At 73.4% G+C, this 23,492-nt stretch carries 20 protein-coding genes and 1 pseudogene; 7 read left to right on the top strand and 14 right to left on the bottom strand.

Annotated features, from left to right (window positions below; translation table 11 throughout):
• Positions 1-90 precede the first annotated feature (90 nt).
• Together ACZ56V_RS34620 and ACZ56V_RS34625 are read left to right on the top strand one after the other, a co-directional pair.
• Positions 91-1,584 (top strand): anthranilate synthase component I family protein, encoded by a 1,494-nt coding sequence (locus ACZ56V_RS34620; RefSeq protein ID WP_468947558.1) that lies wholly within the window; start codon positions 91-93, stop codon positions 1,582-1,584.
• Entirely contained in the window at positions 1,581-2,168 is a 588-nt protein-coding gene (locus tag ACZ56V_RS34625; protein ID WP_398914884.1) for an anthranilate synthase component II, read from the top strand. The genes ACZ56V_RS34620 and ACZ56V_RS34625 overlap by 4 nt, the downstream gene beginning before the upstream one ends.
• Here ACZ56V_RS34625 and pdxR read toward each other — a convergent pair.
• Entirely contained in the window at positions 2,134-3,549 is a 1,416-nt protein-coding gene (pdxR, locus tag ACZ56V_RS34630; protein WP_398914882.1) for a MocR-like pyridoxine biosynthesis transcription factor PdxR, read from the bottom strand. The two genes, ACZ56V_RS34625 and pdxR, sit on opposite strands and share 35 nt — an antisense overlap.
• 108 nt (positions 3,550-3,657) lie before the next feature.
• Here pdxR and trpD point away from each other — a divergent pair, with 108 nt between their 5' ends.
• Positions 3,658-4,746 (top strand): anthranilate phosphoribosyltransferase, encoded by a 1,089-nt coding sequence (trpD, locus tag ACZ56V_RS34635; protein ID WP_468947560.1) that lies wholly within the window; start codon positions 3,658-3,660, stop codon positions 4,744-4,746.
• A gap of 123 nt (positions 4,747-4,869) precedes the next feature.
• Here trpD and trpC read toward each other — a convergent pair.
• The 10 genes and pseudogenes from trpC to ACZ56V_RS34685 form a co-directional block, all read right to left on the bottom strand.
• Positions 4,870-5,684 (bottom strand): annotated as a pseudogene (trpC, locus tag ACZ56V_RS34640) (indole-3-glycerol phosphate synthase TrpC); the annotation flags it as partial.
• Positions 5,684-7,300 carry an FAD-binding oxidoreductase gene (locus ACZ56V_RS34645; RefSeq protein ID WP_468947562.1) on the bottom strand — a complete coding sequence of 539 codons (1,617 nt, stop codon included), beginning with the start codon at positions 7,298-7,300 and terminating at the stop codon, positions 5,684-5,686. The pseudogene trpC and the gene ACZ56V_RS34645, both read right to left, overlap by 1 nt.
• Positions 7,300-7,947: a DsbA family protein gene (locus ACZ56V_RS34650; protein ID WP_398914876.1), complete on the bottom strand. Its 648-nt coding sequence runs from the start codon at positions 7,945-7,947 to the stop codon at positions 7,300-7,302. Before ACZ56V_RS34650 ends, ACZ56V_RS34645 begins: the two co-directional genes overlap by 1 nt.
• Entirely contained in the window at positions 7,944-9,230 is a 1,287-nt protein-coding gene (locus ACZ56V_RS34655; protein WP_468947564.1) for a flavin-dependent oxidoreductase, read from the bottom strand. The genes ACZ56V_RS34650 and ACZ56V_RS34655 overlap by 4 nt, the downstream gene beginning before the upstream one ends.
• On the bottom strand, positions 9,227-10,336 hold the full coding sequence (locus ACZ56V_RS34660; RefSeq protein ID WP_398915000.1) for a monodechloroaminopyrrolnitrin synthase PrnB family protein: 1,110 nt from the start codon (positions 10,334-10,336) through the stop codon (positions 9,227-9,229). The genes ACZ56V_RS34655 and ACZ56V_RS34660 overlap by 4 nt, the downstream gene beginning before the upstream one ends.
• Positions 10,337-10,521: 185 nt before the next feature.
• On the bottom strand, positions 10,522-11,955 hold the full coding sequence (locus tag ACZ56V_RS34665; protein ID WP_398914873.1) for a polyketide synthase: 1,434 nt from the start codon (positions 11,953-11,955) through the stop codon (positions 10,522-10,524).
• 96 nt (positions 11,956-12,051) lie between these two features.
• Positions 12,052-12,969, bottom strand: a complete 918-nt coding sequence (locus ACZ56V_RS34670) for an SDR family oxidoreductase (protein WP_467384659.1) — start codon at positions 12,967-12,969, stop codon at positions 12,052-12,054.
• 81 nt (positions 12,970-13,050) lie between these two features.
• Positions 13,051-14,481 carry an MFS transporter gene (locus tag ACZ56V_RS34675; protein ID WP_398914869.1) on the bottom strand — a complete coding sequence of 477 codons (1,431 nt, stop codon included), beginning with the start codon at positions 14,479-14,481 and terminating at the stop codon, positions 13,051-13,053.
• Positions 14,468-15,967 (bottom strand): 4-hydroxyphenylacetate 3-hydroxylase family protein, encoded by a 1,500-nt coding sequence (locus tag ACZ56V_RS34680; RefSeq protein WP_468947566.1) that lies wholly within the window; start codon positions 15,965-15,967, stop codon positions 14,468-14,470. The genes ACZ56V_RS34675 and ACZ56V_RS34680 overlap by 14 nt, the downstream gene beginning before the upstream one ends.
• A 101-nt stretch (positions 15,968-16,068) precedes the next feature.
• Entirely contained in the window at positions 16,069-17,373 is a 1,305-nt protein-coding gene (locus ACZ56V_RS34685; protein WP_398914865.1) for an FAD-dependent monooxygenase, read from the bottom strand.
• A gap of 146 nt (positions 17,374-17,519) precedes the next feature.
• Between ACZ56V_RS34685 and ACZ56V_RS34690 the strand changes: the two genes are divergently transcribed.
• Positions 17,520-18,476 (top strand): AraC family transcriptional regulator, encoded by a 957-nt coding sequence (locus ACZ56V_RS34690; protein WP_398914864.1) that lies wholly within the window; start codon positions 17,520-17,522, stop codon positions 18,474-18,476.
• Between the two features lie 23 nt (positions 18,477-18,499).
• On the opposite strand, the gene ACZ56V_RS34695 is transcribed toward ACZ56V_RS34690, so the two are convergent.
• Together ACZ56V_RS34695 and ACZ56V_RS34700 are read right to left on the bottom strand one after the other, a co-directional pair.
• Positions 18,500-18,949: a DUF4190 domain-containing protein gene (locus ACZ56V_RS34695; RefSeq protein ID WP_468947568.1), complete on the bottom strand. Its 450-nt coding sequence runs from the start codon at positions 18,947-18,949 to the stop codon at positions 18,500-18,502.
• A 58-nt stretch (positions 18,950-19,007) separates the two neighbouring features.
• Positions 19,008-19,673 (bottom strand): DUF4190 domain-containing protein, encoded by a 666-nt coding sequence (locus ACZ56V_RS34700; RefSeq protein ID WP_398914862.1) that lies wholly within the window; start codon positions 19,671-19,673, stop codon positions 19,008-19,010.
• 156 nt (positions 19,674-19,829) lie between these two features.
• On the opposite strand from ACZ56V_RS34700, the gene ACZ56V_RS34705 reads away from it, so the two are divergent.
• The 3 genes from ACZ56V_RS34705 (at position 19,830) to ACZ56V_RS34715 (ending at position 22,928) form a co-directional block, all read left to right on the top strand.
• Complete coding sequence (locus ACZ56V_RS34705; RefSeq protein WP_467384663.1) at positions 19,830-20,891, top strand: adenosine deaminase; 1,062 nt, start codon at positions 19,830-19,832, stop codon at positions 20,889-20,891.
• 14 nt (positions 20,892-20,905) lie between these two features.
• Positions 20,906-21,613 carry a glycerophosphodiester phosphodiesterase gene (locus ACZ56V_RS34710; protein ID WP_398914858.1) on the top strand — a complete coding sequence of 236 codons (708 nt, stop codon included), beginning with the start codon at positions 20,906-20,908 and terminating at the stop codon, positions 21,611-21,613.
• A gap of 157 nt (positions 21,614-21,770) precedes the next feature.
• Entirely contained in the window at positions 21,771-22,928 is a 1,158-nt protein-coding gene (locus ACZ56V_RS34715; RefSeq protein ID WP_468947602.1) for a serine hydrolase domain-containing protein, read from the top strand.
• Here the strand turns inward: ACZ56V_RS34715 and ACZ56V_RS34720 are convergent.
• Positions 22,906-23,481 (bottom strand): HXXEE domain-containing protein, encoded by a 576-nt coding sequence (locus ACZ56V_RS34720; RefSeq protein WP_468947570.1) that lies wholly within the window; start codon positions 23,479-23,481, stop codon positions 22,906-22,908. The two genes, ACZ56V_RS34715 and ACZ56V_RS34720, sit on opposite strands and share 23 nt — an antisense overlap.
• Positions 23,482-23,492 lie beyond the last annotated feature (11 nt).

Below are 23,492 nucleotides of genomic sequence, written 5' to 3' on the forward strand. Positions count from 1 at the left end.
GCGCTTCTTGATTCGCTGTCCACCGGCACCGCGAACCGAGGGGGACGAAGAATGGCGCGCAGCGCACCCGTTCACGTACGAGTCACGAAAGTGGCCCTGCCGATCCACGACCCGGTCGATCTCTACGAGGAACTGCTTCGCACGCGCTCCGCGGACGACGTCTTCCTCCTGGAGAACGCATCGGGTCCGGGCCAGGCTCCCGACCGGGCCTTCCTCGGGTGCGGGCGGCTGCTGGAGGTGCGGGTCCTGGCGGACTCGGAGACCGCCGTGGTCGTGCGGGTGACCGGGGAGCCGGTACTCGTCGACGCGCTGCTGGACCTCGCGGTCGGCGTCGGGCTGACCCGCTGTGCCGACCCCGCGGCGGCGGAGGCCGACGGCGCGGTACTCGCGCTCCGGGCCGAGCACCCGGACCTGTTGTGGGCCTTCCTGGACACCGTGCGGCGCGACGTGTTCGCCGTGGACTGCGACGTGCCGCCGGACGAGTTCGCCTTCGGGTTCCTGACCAGTCTGGCGTACGAGTCGACCTGGCACATGGACCGGCTCGGTCCCCGCACCAAGGCTCCACGCGGTCCGGACATCACGCTCGCGCTGTTCCGGCACACGGTGTGCTACGACCGCGAGGCCGGCGAGGTCCGGGAGCTGCGGGCCGAGAGCGACGTGCTCGACGCCGGGTCCGGCCCCGGGTTCGCGCGGCTCGCGGCACGGCTGACCGGGCGGCCGCCGGCCCCCGTGCCGCCCGCGCCCGAGCCCCGTTCGGTGCGTGACAGCCTGGACCGCGAGACGTTCCTGGAGTGGGCGGGTCGCTGCCTGGAGCACATCCGGGTCGGCGACATCTACCAGATCCAGATCGGCCACCGCATCGACGTCCGCAGCGAGTTGACGCCGGTGGACCTCTACCGGCGGCTGCGGTCGCGCAACCCCTCGCCGTACATGTACCTGGCTCCGCGCGGCGACACGGTGCTGATCGGGGCGAGCCCCGAGCTGTTCTTCCGGATCGAGGGGGGACGGATCACGATGCGCCCGATCGCGGGTACCGCCCGGCGCGGCGCGGACGACGAGGACAACCGGCTGCGGATCAAGGAGATGCGGGAGAGCACGAAGGAGCGGGCCGAGCACGTCATGCTGGTGGACCTGTGCCGCAACGACATCGGCCGGGTGTGCCGGCCGGGCACCCTGCCCGTCGACCGGCTGATGGAGGTGGAGGCGTACTCGCACGTCTTCCATCTGGTCTCCACCGTCTCGGGCCGCCTGGCCGACGGCGTCACCGTGTGGGACGCGGTGCGTGCCACCTTCCCCGCCGGCACGATGACCGGTGCGCCGAAACTCCGGGCGATGGAGATCGTCGACGGACTGGAACGCGAGGCGCGGGGCGCCTACGCGGGCGCCCTGGGGCTGGTGGACGTGCGGGGGTGGAGCGAACTGGCGCTGTGCATCCGAACGGTCGAGTACGACGGCGCGACCTACTCCACGCAGAGCTCCGCCGGCCTGGTGGCGCAGTCCGCGCCCGAGGCGGAGTGGCAGGAGACGCTGGCCAAGATGGGTGCGGCCCACTGGGCGCTCACCGGGGAGGAATTGCTGCCGTGAAGGTGCTGCTCATCGACGCGTACGACAGCTTCGTGCACGTCATCGACCAATACCTGCGCACACTGGGGGCGGAGACCCGGGTCGTGCGCTCAGGTACCCGGACACCGGACGAACTGGCGGCCCTCGGGCCCGACGCGGTGGTGCTCGGCCCGGGCCCCGGCCATCCCGCCGACTCCGGCCACGTGGAGCTGGTCCACCGCTTCGCCGGAAGCGTCCCGGTGCTCGGCGTCTGTCTGGGGCATCAGGCGATCGCCCTGGCGTACGGCGGGCGGATCGAGGTCGCCCAGCAGGTGATGCACGGCCGTACCAGCGTCGTCCGCCACGACGGGGCGGGCCTGTTCGCGGGGCTCGGCAACACGCTGGAAGCCACCCGCTACCACTCGCTGGTGGCGGCGGAGCCGTTGCCGGAGCCCCTGGTGACCACCGCGGTCGCCGTCGACCACGGATACGTCATGGGGCTGCGGCACCGGTCGCTGCCGGTGGCCGGGGTGCAGTTCCATCCGGAGAGCATCATGACCACGGGCGGGCTGCGTCTGTTCGAGAACTTCCTCACCGGCGCCCGGAGGCCGGTCCCGGTGGACTGACCCCGGCCCCGATCTCACGGAGTGCCTCGTCGATCCCCGACCGGGGCAGATGGGCGTGGCCGACGACGAGCGCGGGACTGCCGCGGCGGGGCACGGCGCCGAACGCGGCGCCCCCGCGCACCAGGACTCCGCGGCGCAGCGCGCCGGCGATCAGTGCCGCCTCGTCGGTGCGGGCCGGCAGCCGGACGGTCGCGTGCAAGCCGGCGGCAGGTCCGGACACCGTCGCACCCGGCAGATGGGTGCGCACCGCCTGCTCCAGGGCACGCCGGCGGCCCGCGCAACGCTGGTTGAGCCGACGCAGGTACCGGTCGAGCAGCCCGCTGCGCAGCAGTTCCGCCAGGGCGAGCTGGGTGAACGACTCGGTGCCCAGGTCATGACCGGCGCGGACGTGCAACAGGCGGTGCAGCAGGTCCTCGGGCGCGGTGAGCCAGCCCAGCCGCAGCCCGGGGTCGAGGAGTTTGCTGGCGGTGCCGGCGTAGACGACCCGTTCGGGGGCCAGGCGTTGCAGTGCCAGGGGCCGCGGGACGCGGTCGTCGTACCAGAGCCCTCCGTCGTAGTCGTCCTCCACGATCCACCCGTCGACGGCCCGTGCCCAGCGTACGAGTGCCTCGCGCCGGGCGGCCGAGAGCACCGCTCCGGTGGGAAACTGGTGCGCCGGGGTGACGAGGACGGCCCGCGCGGAGGTCGCGGCGAGGGCGTCGACGTCGATCCCCTCGTCGTCCACCGGCACCGGGACCACGCGCAGTCCGCTGTCCCGTACGAAGCGGCGCTGCCCGGGATGGCAGGGGTCCTCCACCGCCAGCTCGGTGATGCCGGTCGCCGGGAGCGCGGCGCACAACAGGGTCAGGGCCTGAGCGAATCCGCTGACCACCAGGACGCCGGTCGGGGTGGCCGAGACCCCGCGCAGCCGGCCGAGATGGCGGGCGAGCTCACCCCGCAGTTCCGGCTCACCGGCCAGGTACGGATACGTCGTCCCGCGGGGGCGCGGGGCGCTCAGGGCGCGCTGGTAGGCGGTGAGCCACTCGCGGCGGGGCAGCCCCGGGGCGTTGTGGCTGCCCGGACGCAGGTCCCAGCGCATCGGCGGGACGGGGCCCTCGTCGAGCAGCGCCGGTACCACCGTCTCGGGCGAGAGATGGCCCCGCACCCGGGTGCCGGCGCCGCGGGCCGCCTCCAGGTAGCCCTCCGCGGCCAGTTGCGCGTACGCCTCGACCACCACGCTGCGCGAGACCTTGAGGTCCGTCGCGAGCCACCGGCTGGGCGGCAGCCGGGTGCCGGGGTGGAGGGTGCCCCGCTGGATCTCCTGTTTGATGAACCGTTGTATCTGTGCGGTGAGGGATTCGCCGGAATTTCGCGAAACCGGCACCGATAAGTGCAGTGCCATTCATCTTCCTCTCCGGTGCGTCGTGTTCCGGTTCTGTGTTTGGACCGCACGGGTCATTCGTGATTGGTCTGCCGTACGGCGTCGCGTTTCCCGACAATGGACGACGGCATGAATTCAGCGCCGACGAGGGGGAATTCCGTGACCGCACGGCCGAGGGCTCGCGAATGGGCCGCTCTGATCGACACGCTGCTGGACGGGCGGGACCTCGCCTCGGACGAGACCGACTGGGCGATGGAACGGATCATGGCGGGCGAGGTGGGCCCGGCCGCGCTGGCCGGGCTCCTGGTGGCGCTGCGGGCCAAGGGCGAGACGGCCGAGGAGGTCGAGGGGCTGACCCGGGCGATGCTCCGGCATGCGCTGCCCCTGCCGACGACCGGCCCGTCGCTGGACATCGTGGGCACCGGCGGTGACGGCTCCCACAGCGTGAACATCTCCACCATGTCGGCGATCGTCGCGGCGGGGGCGGGCGCCCGGGTCGTCAAGCACGGGAACCGTTCGGCCTCGTCGTCCTGCGGGTCGGCGGACGTGCTGGAGGAACTGGGGGTGGTGCTCGACCTGCCGGTGCACGAGGTGGCGGAGGTCGCCGACGAGGCGGGCATCACGTTCTGCTTCGCGCCCGTCTTCCATCCGGCCCTGCGGCACGCCTCGGCGCCCCGGAGGGAGTTGGGGGTGCGCACCGTGTTCAACCTCCTCGGTCCGCTGTGCAACCCGGCCGGTCCCACGGCGCAGGCCGTCGGGGTGGCCGCCGCCGACGCCCTCGCGCCGGTGGCCGGGGTACTCGCCCGGCGTGGGGTGTCCGCCCTGGTCTTCCGCGGGGACGACGGCATGGACGAGCTGACCGTGACGACGACGTCCCGGGTGTGGACGGTCCATCGGGGCGAGGCGCGGGAAGAGGTCTTCGACCCGCGTGATCTCGGGTTCCGGTTCGCCCTCCCCGAGGAACTGCGCGGCGGCGACCGACGTCACAACGCCCGGGTGGCCCACGAGGTCCTCGACGGGGTGAGGGGGCCGGTCCGTGACGCGGTGCTGCTGTCCGCGGCGGCCGGCCTGGCCGCCCTGAGCCCCTCGTCCGCACCGCTGACGGAACGGCTCGCGGAGGGAGTGGCCCGGGCTCGCGAGGCCATCGACTCCGGTGCCGCGGCCGGAGTCCTCGAACGATGGGCGGCCGTCACCGCCAAGCGGTCCGGGACCCGATGAGAAGGGCCGTCCCGGGCCCCGCGCGGCCCGGGACGGCGACCGCCCGGTGCCCGGGAGCACGGTGCGGCCCCCGGACACCGGATGCGTGGCACGTCCGGTCATGGGAGTGCGTCGGCCCTCGGGGCTCCGTCGGTGTCGGGCGCTGCTCGGGTGGGTCGTCCGGCCTCGACCAGGGCAGCCACCGCGGCGCCCGGGTCCCCGTGCGTGACCAGCGAGCCGCCGACCAGGACCGCGTCGGCGCCGAGCCGGGCGCAGCGGGCGGCGTCCTCGGGTCCGCGCACCCCTGACTCGGCGATCCGGACCACGTCGTGGGGCAGCCGGGGGGCGACCCGCGCGAAGACGCCGGGATCGATCCGCAGGGTGCGCAGGTCCCGCGCGTTGACGCCGATCAACCGTGCCCCCGCGGCCACCGCCCGCTCGGCCTCCGCCTCGTCGTGCACCTCCACTAGGGCGTTCAGGCCCGCCTCGTGCGCCACGGCCATCAGTTCCGCCAGCAGCGGCACCTCGAGCGCGGCCACGATCAGCAGGACCAGGTCCGCGCCGTGCGCACGGGCCTCCCACACCTGGTAGGGATCGACCACGAAGTCCTTGCGCAGCACGGGCAGGTCCACGGCCGAGCGGACGGCGTCCAGGTCGGCGAGGGACCCCGCGAACCGCCGTCGCTCGGTCAGCACGCTGACGGCCGACGCGCCTCCGGCCGCGTAGGAGGCGGCCAGCCCCGCGGGATCGTCGAGGGCGGCGAGCCGGCCGCGGGCCGGGCTGGCCCGCTTGACCTCGGCGATCACCCGCAGTCCGGCGGGCGACCGCAGCGCCACCGCCGCGTCGGGCGCGGGCCCGGCCGAGACGGCCAGGTCCCGCACCGCGTCCAGGGACACGGCCCGGCGACGCTGAGCGAGGTCGGCGCGCACGCCCTCGAGGATCGAGGTGAGGACGCTCATCACTCGCCCCGCCCCGCGGGCCGCACGGACAGGGCGTGCCGGAACTCGTCCCTCGGGTCCCAGTGGGCCTTGGCCCGGCGCAGCCTGGCGTGGTTCGCCCCGAAGTACAGCTCCTGCCAGGACACCCCCGACCGGTTGCGGCGCGGATCCTTGAGGTCGGCGTCGGCGTAGTTGACGTATGCGCCGGCGGTGCTGCGGCCCGGTGCCGGGGCTCCCCCGGTGGCCGCGTACACGTCCTCGTACAGGTCGCGCAGGAAGCCCACGTGCCGGTCGTCCTCGACGGCGGACGTCCACTCGCTGACGTACATCAGCATCAGGGCGCTGTCCCGGTGGACCAGCGCGGTCTCGTGCGGTGCGACGGCGTTGACCCGGCCGCCGTAAGGTGCGATGAGCACGCCGCTGCCCGGGTGGTCGTAGTCCGTGCGGGTCAGGTGACGGTGCAGGGCCTGGGCCTGGGCGTCGTCGAAGGCCGTGCGGTGGTAGGCGGACTTGCCCTTGATGCGCTTGCCGCCGGGGCGGTCGGCGAACCCGGACCACTGGGTGGCCATCAGCCAGGGCAGCCGGTGGCGTTCCACGGTCCGGGACGGCGTGGCCACCCCTCGTCCCAGCGCGGCGAGGAAGGCGTCCAGCCGGCGGTCCGGGTCCCCCTGCCCCGTGGACAGCTGGACGTTCAGCGCCACCGCGCCGCCCGACCGGTGGAAGACGGCCAGGTGACTGTAGAGGTCGGCCTCCGGGTCGCCGGGGGTGTTGTGGGCGACGTGCCAGGCGCTGTAGTTCTTCAGCAGGGTGACGAAGGAGTCCCGGTCCAGGTCCTGCCAGGGCCACACCACGGTGGCGACCAGCAGTTCGGCGGGCGGCGCGGGCAGGACACGGCGGGGGTCGGAGCCGGGTGCCCCCGGGCTCCGCAGCCAATAGCGGGTGACGACGCCGAAGGTGCCGCCGCCCCCGCCGGTGTGCGCCCACCACAGGTCGTGCAGCGCACCCCGGTCGTCCCTGGAGGCCACCACCGCCCGCGCGGTGCCGTCCCGGCCGACGACCACCACCTCGACGGCGTGCAGGTGGTCCACGGTGAGCCCGAGGGTGCGGTTCAGCGGGCCGTAGCCCCCGCCGCTGATGTGTCCGCCGACGCCCACGGTGGGGCACGAGCCGCCCGGCAGCGCCACGCCCCACCGCTTGAACAACTGCTCGTTGACGTCTCCCAGACGGGCACCGGCCCCGACCTCGACGGCCCGGCGCCGGGTGTCGTACCCGATGGCGTTCATGGCGGACAGGTCGACGACGGCCCGGACCTGGTCGTTGCCGACGAAGTCCTCGAAGCAGTGGCCGCCGCCGCGGACCGCGACCCGGCGGCCGCTGTCCACGGCCCGCTGGACCGCGGCGACGACCTGCCCGGCCGAACCGGGCAGCGCGATCCAGTCCGGGGTGCCGATCCAGCGCTGGTTCACGCCCCGGGCCAGGTCCGCGTACTGGGGGCTGCCGGGGCCCACGACGACGGGGGGCCGCGCCGCGTCCCCGCTGTCCCGGGCGGCGGCCGGGTGCGCGGTCACGCCGGTCACCGCGGCGGTGCCGGCCAGGGCCGAGGCGCCGACGAACGAGCGGCGGCTGACGGTACTCATCACTGTTCTCCTCGGGTGGTGACGGACTCGGGCTTCAGGACCCGCAGGAAGACGGCGGGGTCCTCCTGCGGTCCCTCGACACGCTGAGCGCCGCCGAAGTCGAACCGGGGGACGGTGGTGACGCCGAGTTCCCGGGCCCGGCGCACCTCGGCGCGCACCTCCGCGACGCCCTCGTCGGACGCGAGGAGCCGCGCGGCCCGGTCACGGTCGAGACCGGCCCGCTCGACGCGCCGGAGCAGTTCACCGTGGTCGCCGAGGTCGGCGCTCTCCGTGAAGCAGGCGGCGAACAGGAGTTCTTCCAGGCGGCTCTGCACGGGGCGCCCGTGGCTCAGGCCGGCCCACCTGAGCAACCGGTGGGCGTCGAGGGTGTTGACCGCGTACCCGGTCTCGTTGCGGAAGGCGATGCCGTGCCGGGGTCCGGCGGCGGAGACCTCCTTGTTCATCCGCGCCGCGCGCTCGGGGCCGTACTTGCCCGCCAGCCACTCGAGCATCGCAGTGGGCTCGGCGGGTTGCTCGCCGTCGATCTGGTACGGGTGCAGGACGATGTGGACGTCGCTGCGTCCGGAGGCGGAGAGGGCCAGTTCGAAGGTGCGCTTGGTGATGTAGCACCAGGGGCACGAGATGTCGGACCAGATGTCGATCCTCATGGGCGGCCTCCACCGGTGCCCGCGACGGCCAGGGACGGCCGGGTGTTGACGGTCTCCGGGTCGAAGCCGCCGATCCGGGCGAACTCCGCCGAAACGGACTGCAGTTCGCCGTCCTCGAAGACGTCGGCGGCGTCCGCGAAGCCACCGGGCGCCCGCTCGTGGGCCATGTCGATGACGACCTCGGGGCCGCGACGGCGCGCACTGGCCTGGATCCGGGTCAGCGCGGGCAGCCGTTCCGCCTCGTAGGCGGCCAGGGCGTTCGCCGGAGTGTCGGCCAGCACCAGTGCGCGGGCCAGCACCCGGGCGTCGACGATGGACTGCGTGGCGCCGTTCGAGCCCATCGGGTACATGGCGTGAGCGGCGTCGCCCAGCAGGGTGACCGGGCCGTGGGTCCAGCGTGGCAAGGGGTCGCGGTCGACCATCGGGTAGACGTACGCCTCCTGTGCGGAGCTGACCAGTGCGGGGACGTCGAGCCAGTCGAAGGCCAGGTCGGCGAAGTGGTGCAGGAAGCTGTCCGGGGACACGGCGCGGTTCCAGTCGGCGTCCTCGAAGACCGCCTCCGGATCGGCGGCCCGGGCGACGGCCCAGTTCATCAGGACCGGGCCGTCGGCCCCGCCCCGGGGCGGAGACATGGGGTAGACGACGGCTCGCCGCCGGTCGTCGCCCGCGATGATCATCGTGCGTCCGTCCAGGAAGGGAGGGGCGACGGTGGTGCCGCGCCAGACCACCAGTCCGTTCCACGGCGGCGGGCCCTCGTCGGGGTACAGGTGGGCACGGACGGCGGAGTGGATGCCGTCCGCTCCGATCAGTGCCCCGGCCGGTGTCACGGAGCGGCGTCCGGCGCCGGAGTGGCGCACGCGCACGTCGACCCCGCCGTCCGCCCGCTGCGCGAACCCCTCGACCCGGGCGTCGGTGACGATGGCGTCGGGACCCAGCCGGCGCCGTACGGCCGCCGCCAGCACCGCCTGGAGCCGGCCGCGGTGCACGGACAGCTGCGGCCACCGGTAACCGGCACCGGTTCCGCGCGGTTCGCGCCAGATCAGCTGACCGTGGCGGTTGCGGTACTCCAGGGCGCCGGTCGGGACGGCGACCTCCAGCAGTTCGTCCAGCAGGCCCAGTTCGGCCAGTTCCCGCACCGCGTTGGGCAGGATGTTGAGGCCCACGCCCAGCGGCCTGAGGTCCGGTACGGCCTCCAGCAGGCGTACGTCGTCGATGCCTGCCTCGTGCAGGCCGAGGGCGGTGGTCAGGCCGCCGATTCCGGCGCCCGCGATCACGATGGTCACGCCGGCCTCCGCTCGGCACGCTCCGCGGACCCGCCCCGGCGCCGGGTGAGCTGGGCGGTGGCGCGGGTGAGGTCCGTGATCTGGCGCAGCAGGTCCACGCTGGCGCCGCCGCTGCCCACCGGGTAGAGCCGCAGGTCGGCGTCGTACGCCTTGCGGGCGATGCCGAGATGGCGGCCGCGGAAGACCAGGATGACGCGGAGCAGCCGGGCCAGCGCCTCGGCGGCGGGGCGCAGTCCCGGCATCCTGCGCTCGGCGCCGTCCGGGTCGTCGCCGTACGCCGCGACCAGCCGGGTCACGACCGAGGGGACGCCCGTCCAGTGGTCGTACAGTTCGCGCCAGCGGGGCAGGCTGTAGGGCACCGAGTCGCGCAGGAACTCCTCGTACTCGGGTTCGCTGTGGTCCGCGGCCCACACCGCCTGGTCGATCAGCCACAGCGGGACCTGGGCCGCTGCGGGGCCGAGCAGCACGCGACCGCCGACGGTGATCTCCTCGAAGTAGGCCCGCAGGTCCTGGGCGAAGAACTCCGGGCTGACGTTGGCAACGACCATGTCGATGGAGGAGACCATCGGCTCCACGTGTCCGGTCAGTTCGTCGGTGAGGTCGGCGAACTTCGGCTCGGCGACGTCGGTGTCGCTGAGCAGCCCGGCCAGTTCCAGGGCCTCGCGCAGGTGGGGGAAGACCATCCGCACGGATTCCTGTAGATAGGCCTCCTGGATGTCGCCGGTGTACATGCGCTGGCGCCCGCCCACGGGGTTCCAGGTCGTGTAGTGGTGCACGGTGTCCCGGGGCACCATGTCCGTGCGCCGGCCCAGCTCGTGCAGGACCGGCACGATCTCCGGTGCCAAGGGCACCGGTTCCGGGCCGTGGCGCTTGATGGAGCCCAGCACCATGCCGAGGTCGCGCATCGCCGCGACGCAGGCCTCGACCGAGTAGCCGGCGACGTCGTCGAGCGTGGGCACCATGCCGCGCAGGGCCGCCGTGAGGGCGGGGACGTCGGCGTCCTCGTTGAACTGCCGCAGGTTGAAGCAGGTGGTGTCGGCGGCGAGCGGGTCCAGGTCCCGGATCACCGCCGTGCGTATGGAGTTGCCGAGATCGATGCCGAGCATGCTGGTCAAGGGTCTCTCCCGAGTTGTGGCGCGGGTGTTCATGGACATCGGGGCGTGCACCGTGCCGGGGCACGCGGGCACGTCGGCCGACCGCCGAGGCGGCGTTCGGGCCCGGGGGCGGGTCGACGGGCCGTGCGGGGGCACGGTGAGGAGCCGGGGACGGCGGTCGTGGCGCCGCCGTGTGGTCAGTTGCCGCGTGGGGCGGGTCTGGCGCCGCCGTCCGACGGTCGACAGGGGGTACGCCGGTCGGCCGACGGGGCCGGTCCGGGCCGCCCGGCCGTCGCCAGGGCTCGCGGCGTGCGGTCGCGCGACTCGGGGCCCGGACCGAGCACGACGTGGGCGTTCACCCCCGACATGCCCTGGCCGTTGACGGCGGCGAGGGCGGGCCTGCCCGCGACGGCGGGCCAGGGCCGTGGCGAGTCCGGCAGCACCAGGGGCAGCCGGTCCCAGTCGACGCGTGCGGAGGGGGTGCCGACGTGCAGGGTCCGTGGCACCGCACGGTGTTCCAGACAGAGCACCGTCTTGACGAGCCCCGCGACGCCGGCGGCGGCCTCGCAGTGCCCGATGTTGGACTTGAGCGAGCCGACCAGGCAGGGCCGGCCGGGCGGGCGTCCCTCGGACAGCACGTCGTTGAGGGCGCCGAGTTCGACCGCGTCGATCCTGGTGCCGGTTCCGTGGGCCTCGACGTAGCCGACGTCGCCCGGCACGACTCGGGCGGCGCGATAGGCCCGGCGCATCGTCAGAGCCTGGCCGGCGGCGGAGGGGTCGGTGACGCGTGGCTTGGTGGCGCCGTCGTGGCCGAGGGCACTGCCGAGGATCACCGCGCGCACGGGATCGCCGTCGGCCAGGGCCCGCTCGAGTGTCTTGAGGACGACGACGGCGACGCCGTCGGAGCGGACGAAGCCGTCCGCCGCACTGTCGCCGAATCTGCAGTGTCCGTCGGCCGACAGTACGCCGGCCTCGTCGAAGACCTCGGTGGCGGTGGTGCCGAGCACGAGGTTCGCGCCGCCCGCGATCGCGACGGCACACTCGCCCGCGCGCAGACTGAGGCAGGCCAGGTGCACGGCCGCCAGCGAGGAGGCCTGGGCGCAGTCCACGGTGACGCTGGGTCCGTGCAGCCCGAGGTGGAAGGAGAGCCGTCCGGCGAGCATCGACCGCTGGTGGCCGCCGGCCAGGCAGTCCAGGTCGAGCTTTCCGGCACGGGCCTCGCGCAGCCGGTCCCAGTGGTCGGCGTGCGACTGGCCGGCGAAGACGGCGGTGGCGCTGCCGGCGAGGGAGCGCGGGTCGTGGCCGGCGTCCGCCAGCGCTTCCCAGGCGGTGTGCAGCAGCAGGCGCTGCTGGGGGTCCATCGCGTCGGCCTCGCCGGCCGGGATGCCGAAGAACTCCGCGTCGAACTCCTCGACGCCGTCCACGAAGCCGCCCCGCTCGCCTCCCCGGGGCAGGACGGTACCGGCCGGGAAGCGGCCCGCGGGCGCGGGGCCGGTGGCGTCCCGCCCGGAGCGGAGCAGTTCCCAGAGCTGCTCCGGTCCGTGCGCGCCCGGCAGCCGGCAGCCGGTCCCGATCACGGCGACCGGAGCCGCCTGTGGCGTGTGGTCAGGTCTCCCGCTGTGCAGTGACATCTCGTTCCCCCGTTTTCCGTGCTGTCGTGCGAGCCGTGCCGGTCGCCGGGGCGTGGCCGCGCGGCGGCGCGGCCCGTCCCCCGGTCCGGCCGCGGATCACGCGCCGGTGTGTGTCCAGTGCTCCCAGGGCTGTGCCTTGACCCACTCGATCGTGGGAGTGAGCTGGATGCCCAGCGCCTCTTCCACGGCCGCCGGGCGCGGGGCGAGCAGGTCGGGTGCCTGGCCCCCGCCGACGTGGTGGTAGATCCCGGCGACGCCGGCCGCCGCCGGGGCGCCGAGCAGGCCGGCGAGGCCCTGCTCGAACTGGGCGACGTCCAGGGGCAGGTAGCGCACTTCGCGGCCCAGTGCCTGGCCGAAGACCGCCGCGAGTTCGGGTCCGGTCAGGACGTCGGCGCCGCCGACGTGCAGCACCTGGCCGGCGGGTACGTCCGCGTCGAGGGCGCGGGCGGCGACCTTGGCCAGGTCCTCGTGGCTCATCCAGGCCACCCGCTGCTCGGCGGGCAGCGGGTAGGCGAGGACGCCGTCGTTGACGATGGCCGGGCCGTTCCAGGGGCTGAAGAGGTTCTCCAGGTACACCGGCGGGCGGATGGTCACCACCGGGACCCCGCCGGCCCGCAGGATCTCCTCGGCACGGCGCCGGGTCTCGAAGCCCGGGCGGTCGGTCGTCTCGTCCGGGACGGGAGTGTTCGTGTTGAAGACGATGCGGCGCACCCCGGCCTCGAGTGCGGCGTCGGCGACGTTGCGGGCGTAGTGCGTGACCGTGTCGAGGTCGTACTCCAGCGGCATCACGACGACGGCGTGCGAGGCACCCCGGAAGGCGGCGCGGAGGGACTCCGCGCTGCTCAGGTCGCCGCGGACGGGGGTGAACCCGCCCCCGTCCGCAGTGGCCTTGGCCACGTCGCGGACGAGACCCCGCACGTCGTGTCCCTGTCCGGCGAGCCAGCGGGCGACGGCGCCGCCCTGGTACCCGTTGGCGCCGGTCACGAGGACGCGCTTGAGGTGCTCTTGTGTCATGTCGTGCCTTTCGTCGTGTGGTTCGTTCGGCGGTGTGCGCACCGGTCGCGGACCGTGGGCGGTCCGGACCGGGCGGACGGTTCAGGGCACGGTTCGCCGCTGCCCGACGGCGTCCGGTGCCTCCGGTGCCGGCGGCGCGGGCAGCCGCAGCCGCAGGGACAGCAGGACTCCGAGGACGGCGAGGGCGGCGCCCAGCAGGAACGCGGCCCCGAAGCCCTGGGTCAGGGCGGTGTCGTGGGGCGCGTCGGAGGCGTTGGTGCGGGCGGCGGCGACGCCGGACAGCACGGCCAGTCCGATGACGGAGCCGAACTGGAGGCTGGTGTTGACCAGCCCGGAGGCGAGGCCGGCCTCGTCCTCGCGGGTGTCGAGGGTCGCCGCGACGTTGGTGGTGATGGAGACCAGCGGCAGGGCCACCCCGAGCACCAGCGTCGGCGGCAGGACGTCGGACACGAACGAGCCGTCGGCCGAGATCCGGGACAGCCCCGCCATGCCGGCCGCGACCAGCACGAACCCGGCGGCCATGACGCCCCGCAGACCGAAGCGTCCGATCAGCCGGTCCGCGAGCGAGGCCACGGCGATGACGACCACGCACAGCGGCAGCAGGGCGAGTCCGCCGAGCACCGCCTCGTGCCCGAGGACCGCCTGGAGGTAGAGGCTGACCAGGAAGAACATCGGGAACAGCGACATCTGCCACAGGGCGGCCAGGATGTTGGCCAGGCGCAGGGTGGGCCGGCGCAGCACGGCGAGCGGTACCAGCGGGTGCGCGACCTTGCGCTCCACCAGGGCGAACAGGACCAGCAGTGCGACGGCGGCGCCCCCGGTGGCGAGGGTCGCGGTGGACCGCCACCCAGCCTCTCCCGCATTGACCACGGCGTACGCCAGCAGCGCCAGACCGGCCGTGCCCGAGATCGCGCCCGGCACGTCGAAGCCCTGCTCGCGTCCGCCGCCCGCGCCACCCGGCAGCAGGCGGGGCACGGGAAGCATCAGCAGGACGCCGGCGACCACGTTGAGCGCGAAGGTCGACTCCCAGCCCAGCCAGCTGGTGAGTACCCCGCCCAGCACCGTGCCCACCGCTCCTCCGGCACCCGCCATGGCGGCGAACACCCCCAGTGCCCGGTGCCGTTCGGGACCGTCCGGGAAAAGGCTCAGCACCAGGGCGAACGCCGCCGCGGCGGCCATGGCCGCACCGACGCCCTGCACCGCGCGAGCGGTGATCAGCAGCGCCGCGTCGCCGGCGAGGGCGCCCAGCAGTGAGGCGGCGGACAGCACGCCGAGGCCGGCCAGGAAGACGCGGCGCCGGCCGAGCAGGTCGGCCGCTCGTCCGCTGAGCAGGAGCAGCCCGCCGAAGGACACGAGGTAGGCGTTGGCGACCCAGGACAGCTCCGCGGGCGAGATGTGCAGGCTCTCGCCGATGGAGGGGGCGGCCACGTTGATGATCGACGTGTCCAGGAGCAGGACGAACTGGGTGGAGGCGAGCAGTGCGAGCGCACGCCACCGGTCAGCGGAGTGCATCGAGGTCACCCCCGCCGCCCGGCAGGTCGTCCAGCCGGTATCCGTCGAGGCACGACTGGGTGAAGGCGGCCAGCAGGTCCGGGTTCCCGTCCCGCACGATGCCGGGGAGGTAGACGTGCGGGGCCCCGTGGTAGAAGCGCTCGTACTGCTCGTGCCGGGCGGCGAACTCGGAACCGAGCGCGTCCCAGGCCAGCTTGAGGAGCTTGATGCGCTGTTCCGCGGGGGTGCCGGGAGAGCGTACGTACTTGGCCACCAGCGGGCCGAGCTCCGGATGGGTCAGGTCGTACCCCGAGGCCGGGAGCTGGATGAGCCCGCCACCGGCCAGCATCTTGATCTCGGCGAGCACCTTCGGGTAGAGGTCGCCGGCCATGGCCCGGTGGGCGGAGGCGATCTCCTTGTTGAGGTGCACGGCGCTGCCTTCGCCGGCGACGCGTTCGTACGTCGTCTCGGCCGCCACCACCATGGACTTCGCGATGTTCAGCCATCCCATGAGGCGGCCGATCTGCATCTGCACGGGCGGCAGCGCATACGTGTTGTTGGCGCGGGTGAGCAGGATCGCCAGGCCGGTGAGGAACTCCAGCTTGGTCCAGAAGCGGGTGGCGGCCTGGTGCACGAAGTTGTTGTACGCGGGGGTGAACCACCACATCTGGAAACTGGTGTCGACGTCGCGGTAGGTCAGCACCCGCTCCCAGGGGACGAAGACGTCGTCGCACACCAGCAGCGCGTCGTTCTCGTCGAAGCGGGCGGAGAGCGGATTGTCGAACACGCTGCGCGCCTGGGCCTCGTAGGAGGTGCGGGAGATGAACTTCAGGCCCGGTGTGTCCAGGGGTACCGAGAAGGTGAGGGCGTACTCGGTGTCCTGGCGGGGCAGCGGCTCGATCGTGCCGACGATGACCTCGTCCCCGAAGACCGCGCCGGTGCCGATCATCTTGGCGCCGCGCACCACGATGCCGTCGTCGCGCTCCTTGACGACCCGTACGTACAGGTCGTCCTCCTCCTGCTCGCTGGCGGCCCTGGTCCGGTCTATCTGCGGATTGGTGATGGTGAACGCCTGGTAGAGGCTGCCCTCGGACATGCGGCGGTAGTAGGCGGCCAGGTTGTCCCGCCCGTCGAAGCCCGCTCCGGCGAAGACGTCGGGCGCGGACACGAAGCCGGCGATGCCGGCCGCCATGTAGTCGGGCGACCGGCCCAGGAAGCCGAAGCTCGCCTCGGACCAGGTCTTGAACGCCTTGCGGCGTTCGACCAGTTCGGCCTGGTCGCGCGGTACGTGGTAGGCCCGCAGCATCGGGTGGTCGGCGCCGTCGGGGCGGACCGTCAGGACGTCCCGCAGGCCGGGCTCGCGGGCCATGTCGTAGAGGTGGGCGATGGACCGGGCGGTGTTGCGGAACGCGGGGTGCTCGGTGACGTCCTTGACCAGCTCTCCGTCGAGCCAGACGGCTCGCCCGTCGCGAAGTGAGTCGAGGTATTCCTGGCCGCTGCGGGTCATGTCTCTCCTGACACGAAGGTGCGATGACTGGTGGGGGACGGTGAGGTCGAAGCCGGGCCCGGGCGCGGTGCCGTGCGGGCGCGGTGGGCAAGCCGGTGGCCTCAGGGCTCGCGGACCGCCTCGGCACGCGCTCCGGACGAGGGGCGGTGACAGGCGTAGGGGGAGGGCGCGTTGACGGACTCGGCGTCGAAGCCCGCGGCGCGGGCGTAGCTCTCGGTCACCCGGGCGAGCCGGTCGGCCGGTATCACGTCCTCGACCCGCCGAAAGCCGCCGGGGGCCCGCTCCTGGGCCAGATCGATCACCAGCTCCGGTCCCTTGGCCCGATTGAGCAACTGCAGGCGGTTCATCGGCGGCCGGCGGTCGCGGTCGTATGCGGCCAGGGCACGGACGGGATCGCGGTGGGTGGCCAGGGCGTGGGCGAGGCCGCGGGCGTCCAGGACGGCCTGGGTGGTCGCGTTGGACCCCATCGGTGCCATGGCGTGCGCCGCGTCGCCGAGGAGGGTGACCGCGCCGAACGACCAGCGCGGCAGGGGGTCCCGGTCGAGCATGGGGAAGGACCCCTCGGCCCCCGCGTCCGCGAGTACGGTGCTCAGCCGCAGGTCACCGCAGGTCCAGTCGGACACCGCGCGGGGGAAGCCGTCGCCGGGCGGCGGCTCCTGGGCCGGGTCCTGACCCGGGTCCCGCGGCGTCGCCGCGCGGGAGACGGCCCAGTTGACGAGGACCAGGCCGTCGGCGTCCGGGCGCCCGGCCAGGGGGTAGACGACGGCCTTCCAGCGTCCGTCGCCCATCACGACCATCGACCGGCCCCCGTGAAAGGGGGTGCTCCGGTTCACCCCGCGCCACACCGTGGTGCCGTTGGAGCGGGGCTCGCCCTCCTCGGGGTACAGGGTCCGGCGCACCGCGGAGCGCAGTCCGTCGGCCCCGACCAGCACATCGGCGTGGAGCCGGCTGTCCGGCCGGTCTCCGGAGCGGTGAGCGAGGAGCACCTCGGTTCCGCCCCCGTCGAGGGGGGTGAATCCCGTGACACGCGCGTCGGTCGTGATGGCGTCCGGGCCCAGGCGGTCCCGTACGGCGTCGACGAGAAGTGACTGGAACACACCTCGGTGCAGGGCCAGTTGGGGCCAGTGGCACTCGCTCGCCCGGCCCCGGGGCTCCTGCCAGATCCGCTGTCCGAGGTGGTTGTGGTAACTGAGCTCCGTCAGTTCGGTGCCGGCGTCCGCGACACTTTCCGCCAGACCGAGGTCGGCCAGTTCACGGACCGCGTTGGGCTGCACGTTCACTCCGGCGCCGAAGGGACGGATCCGCGGAACCGCCTCGAGCACGCGTACGTCGCGCAGTCCGGCGGCGTGCAGGCTCAGCGCCGCCACCAGGCCGCCGATGCCCGCGCCTGCGATCACGATCTTCATGGAACGAGCCCCCCAGTAACTCAACCCCGTAAACCGGCCAAAGGCGCGGCTCGGGTCTCATCGTTCTTGGCGGTCTGGCTACGATCAATTAGTCATGAGCCGAACGCGTTTAAGGATCGTCCGGAATGCCGCCGAAGGAATCGTCCGTGAATGACGACGTGCTGAGCGAGGTACTGCGCCCGCTGTGGCTGACCGACGTGTTCCACAGCACCTGGCGGGCCGGGGGGCAGTGGGGGGTCGAGGGGCACGACGACAGTTGTGCGATTGTTCATTACATGGTCGACGGTGGTTGTGTCATCTCCTTCCACGACGGCTCCGAACCCGTGTCGCTGAACGAGGGGGATCTGGCGGTCTTCCCGCACGGCACCGCGCACACCTTCGCCGCCGAGGCCGGTGCCGCGGTCACGCCGTTGTCCACACTGCTGCCGCACTGCCCGCCGGGCAGGTCGGGGGTCGTCACCGTCGGCAGCCCGCCGTACACGACGCAGATGCTCTGTGCGAGCCTGCGCTACTGCGCGATCGGGGAGCCGGTCCTGTACTCGGCACTGCCCCGGCTCATCGTGATCCGGCAGCACTTCCTCAAGGGCGAGTCGCTGCTGGTGCGCACACTGGAGTCGCTGCCCTCGGAGGTCGGGCGCACGGCCCCCGGCTCCCGCCTGGTCACGCTGCGCGCGTTCGAGACGGTCTTCATCCTGTCCCTGCGGATCGCGATGGAGCAGTTGGCGGACGAGTCGCCCGCGCTGCAGGCCCTGCACCATCCGGGTATCAGCAAGGCGTTGATGGCGATCCACGGCTCGTACAGCAAACCGTGGACGGTCGAGTCGCTGGCCCGCGAGGCAGGCCTCTCCCGCTCGGTGTTCGCCCAGTTGTTCCGGGAGCTGGTCGGTCAGCCGCCCATGCGGCACCTGACGCTGCGACGGCTCCAGGAGGCCAGGCGGCAGCTCGCGGAGACCACCGTGCCGCTCCAGGAGATCGCCCAGCTCATCGGCTACGGCAGCCAGGTGGGCTTCCACCTCGCGTTCCGCAAGGAGTACGCGATGACGCCCGGCGAGTACCGGAGCAGGAACAAGACCGGCCCCGCCCCGGTGCCCGTCACGACGTGAGGATCACCGGGGCGGGACCGGGCTCAGGCCACGCTCATCAGGCTCGCGAAGGCGAGGAAGCCGAGCAGCGGCAGAATGACGGTGGCCGTGATGCCGAGCACGAGACCGGCGGTCGCGGCGCCCTTGTTGGTGGCCTCGCCCCGGGTGGCCCTGCCCCGGCCGATCGCGCCGAAGATGATCCCGAGGATGCCCAGGATCACGCCGAAGAACCAGAGGAAGAAGGTCAGGCTGCACACCACGCCGATGATGCCGAGCACCAGTCCCGTGGTCCCCATGCCGTTGCTCTGCTGCATCGGCATGCCGTAGCCGGGCGCCTGCGGATAGCCCACCGGCGGCGCGGCCGGGTAGGAAGGCCCCTGGTTCGGATAGCCGTACCCGGGCGCGGACTGCGGGTACGCGTAACCCCCCGCGGGCGGCTGCCCCGGCTGTGGCGGCGGCCCGTAGTCCCCGGGTCCGGGATTGGAGTACGACATGAACTGCTCTCCCCTCGTTGGCGCTTGACATCGTAGAGGCAACCCTGCGGGGATGAGCTCAGCTTTCCGCGGTGACGGAGACCGGCACGGGGCGCGCGGAGCCGTAGTAGGGGTCGTCGTAGTCCGAGTCCTCGTTGATCGCGGCGGTGATCCCGATGGCGATCAGCACGATCACGGCGACACCGAGCACGATGCCGACGATGCCCATGACGAATCCGGCCTGCGCCTGCCCGTGGTTGGTGGCCAGACCGCTCTCCGCCTTCCGGCGGCCCTTGATCCCGAAGACCACGGCGAGGATGCCGAGCACCAGGGAGACCACGCCGTACAGGCAGAACAGCGCGCAGGCGAGGATGCCGAGCACCATCGACGCGGTGCCGAGCCCGTTCTGCGGGGGCGCCTGCATGCCGGGCCAGCCGTAGCCCTGGCCGTAGCCGGGGTAGCCGTATCCGCCCGGGACGCCGGCCCCACCGGGCGCGAGGGGCGGCGGGGGCACCGCGGCGTCCGGGCCGGGGAATCCGGCGCCGGGCATCGAGGTGACCGTGGCCTGGTCGTGCACGCCAGGCGGCGGCGGCCAGGGGGGCGGCGCGTCGGAGGCGGGCGGCTGGGACGGCTGCTGGGGCTGCCCGGCGCCGGCGCCCTTGTCCAGGGACGGCCCGCTCTCCGGGGGCGCCCAGGGGTCGTGGCCGCCGGAGGATTCCCCCTCCGGCCGTATCGCGTCCGTCATGTCCTGTCCCCCCGGGTCGTTCGTGCCCGCCATGCTACGGTCCCGGGCCGCCGGGCGTGAGACCGGCCTACGATGATCCCCGAACGACCGATCAGCCGATCACCCGCGCCCCGACGCCGCCCCGCGGCCCGGGGGCGCCGCCCTGGGGAGGAACCCTTGACCGAGCACCTCGTCGACCCCGACGTCCCGCGCGACCTGCACGCCTTCATCGCCGGACTGCCGAAGGCCGAACTGCACGTCCACCACGTCGGTTCCGCCTCCCCGCGCATCGTCTCCGAACTGGCCGCGCGCCACCCCGACTCCAAGGTCCCCACCGACCCCGAGGCACTGGCCGACTACTTCACGTTCACGGACTTCGCGCACTTCATCGACGTCTACCTGTCCGTGGTCGACCTGGTCCGCACCCCGGAGGACGTCCGGCTGCTGACCTACGAGGTGGCCCGGGACATGGCCCGCCAGCAGGTGCGCTACGCCGAGCTGACCATCACGCCGTTCTCCTCCACCCGGCGCGGCATCGACGAGGGCGCCTTCATGGACGCGATCGAGGACGCCCGCAAGGCGGCCGAGACCGAGTTCGGGACCGTACTGCGCTGGTGCTTCGACATCCCCGGGGAGGCCGGTCTGGAGTCCGCCGAGGAGACGACGCGGCTCGCGACCGACGACCGGCTGCGCCCGGAGGGCCTGGTCTCCTTCGGGCTCGGCGGGCCCGAGATCGGGGTGGCCCGCCCGCAGTTCAAGCCGTACTTCGACCGGGCGATCGCCGCAGGACTGCACTCGGTGCCGCACGCGGGCGAGACGACCGGCCCGCAGACCGTGTGGGACGCCCTCACCGACCTGCGCGCCGAACGCATCGGACACGGCACCAGCTCCGCGCGGGACCCTAAGCTCCTGGCCCACCTCGCCGAGCGGCGCATCCCGCTGGAGGTGTGCCCGACCTCGAACATCGCCACCCGCGCGGTGCGCACCCTGGACGAGCACCCGCTCAAGGAGTTCACCCGCGCCGGCGTCCTGGTGACGATCAACTCCGACGACCCGCCGATGTTCGGCACCGACCTCAACAACGAGTACGCGGTCGCCGCCCGGCTCCTCGGCCTCGACGAGCGCGGCCTCGCCGACCTGGCGAAGAACGGGGTCGCGGCCTCCTTCCTCGACGCACCGGGCAAGGCCCGCATCGCCGACGAGATCGACACGTACACCGCCGACTGGCTCGCCTCCTGAGAGTTGCCGCCCCCATGGACACCCCGCGCCCCCTGACCGCCGTCGCCCACCGCGGTGACCCCTACCGGCACCGCGAGAACACGATCGACTCGCTGCGCTCCGCCCTGGACCGCGGCGCGGACGCGGTCGAGACCGACGTACGACTCACCCGGGACGGCGTGCCGGTGCTGCTGCACGACGAGACGCTGAAGCGGCTGTGGCGGCACGACCGGCCGCTGCGCTCCCTGTCGGCCGAGGAGGTGCGCGGGCTGACGGCGGGCAGGGTGCCGACGCTCGCCGAGGCGCTGGCCGCGACCGGTGACGGCCGGCTGATGCTCGACCTGCCCGGGGCGCCCGGCGAGCGGGCGGTGCGGCGCATCGTGGACGTGGTCCGCGAGTGCGGGGCGCGGGACCGGGTGTACTACACCGCGGGCGCCGCCGCCATGCTCGCCGTGCGGGCCGCCGACCCCACCGCCGAGATCGCCATGACCTGGACCACGGCCGCCCCGCCCCGGCCGGCACTGCTGGCGGCGGTGCGGCCGCGGTGGCTCAACTACCGCTTCGGCCTGGTGCACCGGGCCCTGGCCGACCGCGTCCACGCCGACGGGCTTCTGCTGTCCGTGTGGACCCCCGACACCCGCCGCACCATGCGCCGGCTGCGCGCCCTGGGCGTCGACTCGATCACCACCAACCGCATCGACGTCCTGTGCGCGCTGCGCGACCGGGCCCCGCACCGCCCGTAAGGGCGAACCCGGACAACTCCTGTTCCTCATAAGGGAGTTCCCCGGGGTCCGGGCCGGGGTCCGGGCCCTCCTCAGCGACGATACGGCGTGCCGGGCGGCGCGACGAGGATGATCGACGACCGTCCCGTCCCGGAACCTGGAGTCGTCGATGCCGTCGATGCGTGTCCGTACCTCCTCCGTCCTCGCCGCTTCCCTGGTGCTCGCGCTGTCCGCCGGGCCGCTGGCGGCGCCCGCGTTCGCCGCACCGCCCACCGCGTCCGCCGCCACGCACCGGTCGCACGGACCGGACGGGGACGCGCTGCGCGCCGCCCTCGCCATGGTGCCGGGCGAACACGCCACGGCCGCCCTCGTGCGGGTCGGCGGCGCGGACAGCGGATGGCGGGGCAGCGCGGGGGTGCGCGACCTGGCCGGCGGCCGGCCGGCGCACCCGAACGCCCTCTTCCGGGCCGGTTCGGTCACCAAGGTCGTCACGGCCGCCACCGTCCTGCGGCTCGCGGCCCGGGGCGACGTCGACCTGGACGCGGCGGTGCAGGACTACCTCCCCGGCCTGTTCACGGTGGAGTTCGACAAGCCGATCAGCGTCCGCCGACTCCTCAACCACACCAGCGGCATCCAGGCGGGCGACGGGCTCGGCGACGACTTCGCCGAGCTGTACGCGCACCGCTTCGACACCCGCACCCCGCGGGAGGAGGTGGCATCGGCGATCGCGAAGGGGCCGGAGTTCGACCCGGGCGACCAGCAGCACTACCTCAACGTCAACTACACGATCCTCGGCCTGCTCATCGAGAAGGTGACGGGACGCACCTACGCCGCCGAGGCCACCCGCCTGGTCCTGCGCCCCGCCGGGATGCGGCACACGTACTTCCCGGGCACCGACCCGCGCGTCCGGGGCCCGCACAACCGGGGTTACCAGGCCGTGGAGCGGCCCGACGGGACGACGGAACTGCTCGACGTGACCGAGTGGAACCAGGCCGACCGCTGGGCGGCCGGTGACATGATCTCGACGACGGCCGACCTGGAACGGCTGCTCACCTCGCTCTTCCGGGGGCACATCGTGCCCGAGCCGCAGCTGGAGGAGATGTTCACGACCCCGGCGGGCCTCCCGGACGCGACCCGCAGCGCGGGACTGGAGTACAAGAAGGTGGGTGACCAGGTCTTCTGGGGCAAGTCGGGCTCCCGCTACGGATACAGCGCCGTCATCGGCGGCACCCGCGACCTGTCCCGCACCCTCGTCTGCTCGGTCAACTCCACGGACGCCAAGAGCGCGGAGGCGAACCCGGTGCTCGACGCGATCACCGCGGCCGCGCTGAAGTAGCCCGCGCCCACCGCCAGCCGCCCGTCAGCCGCCGCGCCACGCCGTGTGCCGCGACCGTCACCGCCCCCGCGAAGCCCAGGCCCACGGCGAGGTCGCGCGGGCGGGTGGCGCCGAGGACACCGGCGCGGCGCAGCCGACGGCGGGCCCAGAGGGTGAACGGGACGACGATCAGCGGCGAGGTCGCCGACCCGGGCGTGTAGCCGCGCACCAGCCCCGCCTGCGCGAGGTGGACGAGGCCGTGCAGGCCGAAGGCGGTGAGCGCGGTCTGGTAGGCGGCCGAGCGGCCGCCGGTCAGCCGTCCGGCGACGGAGGCGGCGGCCACCACCGCGGCCATCGCGCCGACCGCCACCGCGAACTCCCGCCCGTCGACCGACCCGGCCCGCCGCCACACGGCCTCCGGCACGGCCGGGCACCGCTCGCGCAGGGCCGGGAGGTTGCGCCGCCACCAGCCCGGCACGGTCGCCAGCTCTTCGAGGTCGTGCAGGGCCCAGGCGGCCAGCAGCCCCAGCGTGACCGCACCCTCGACCCCTTCATCAGCTGATGAATTCTTCACCTGATCAGTCT

It is taken from the genome of Streptomyces sp. NPDC034099 (genome assembly GCF_055575415.1).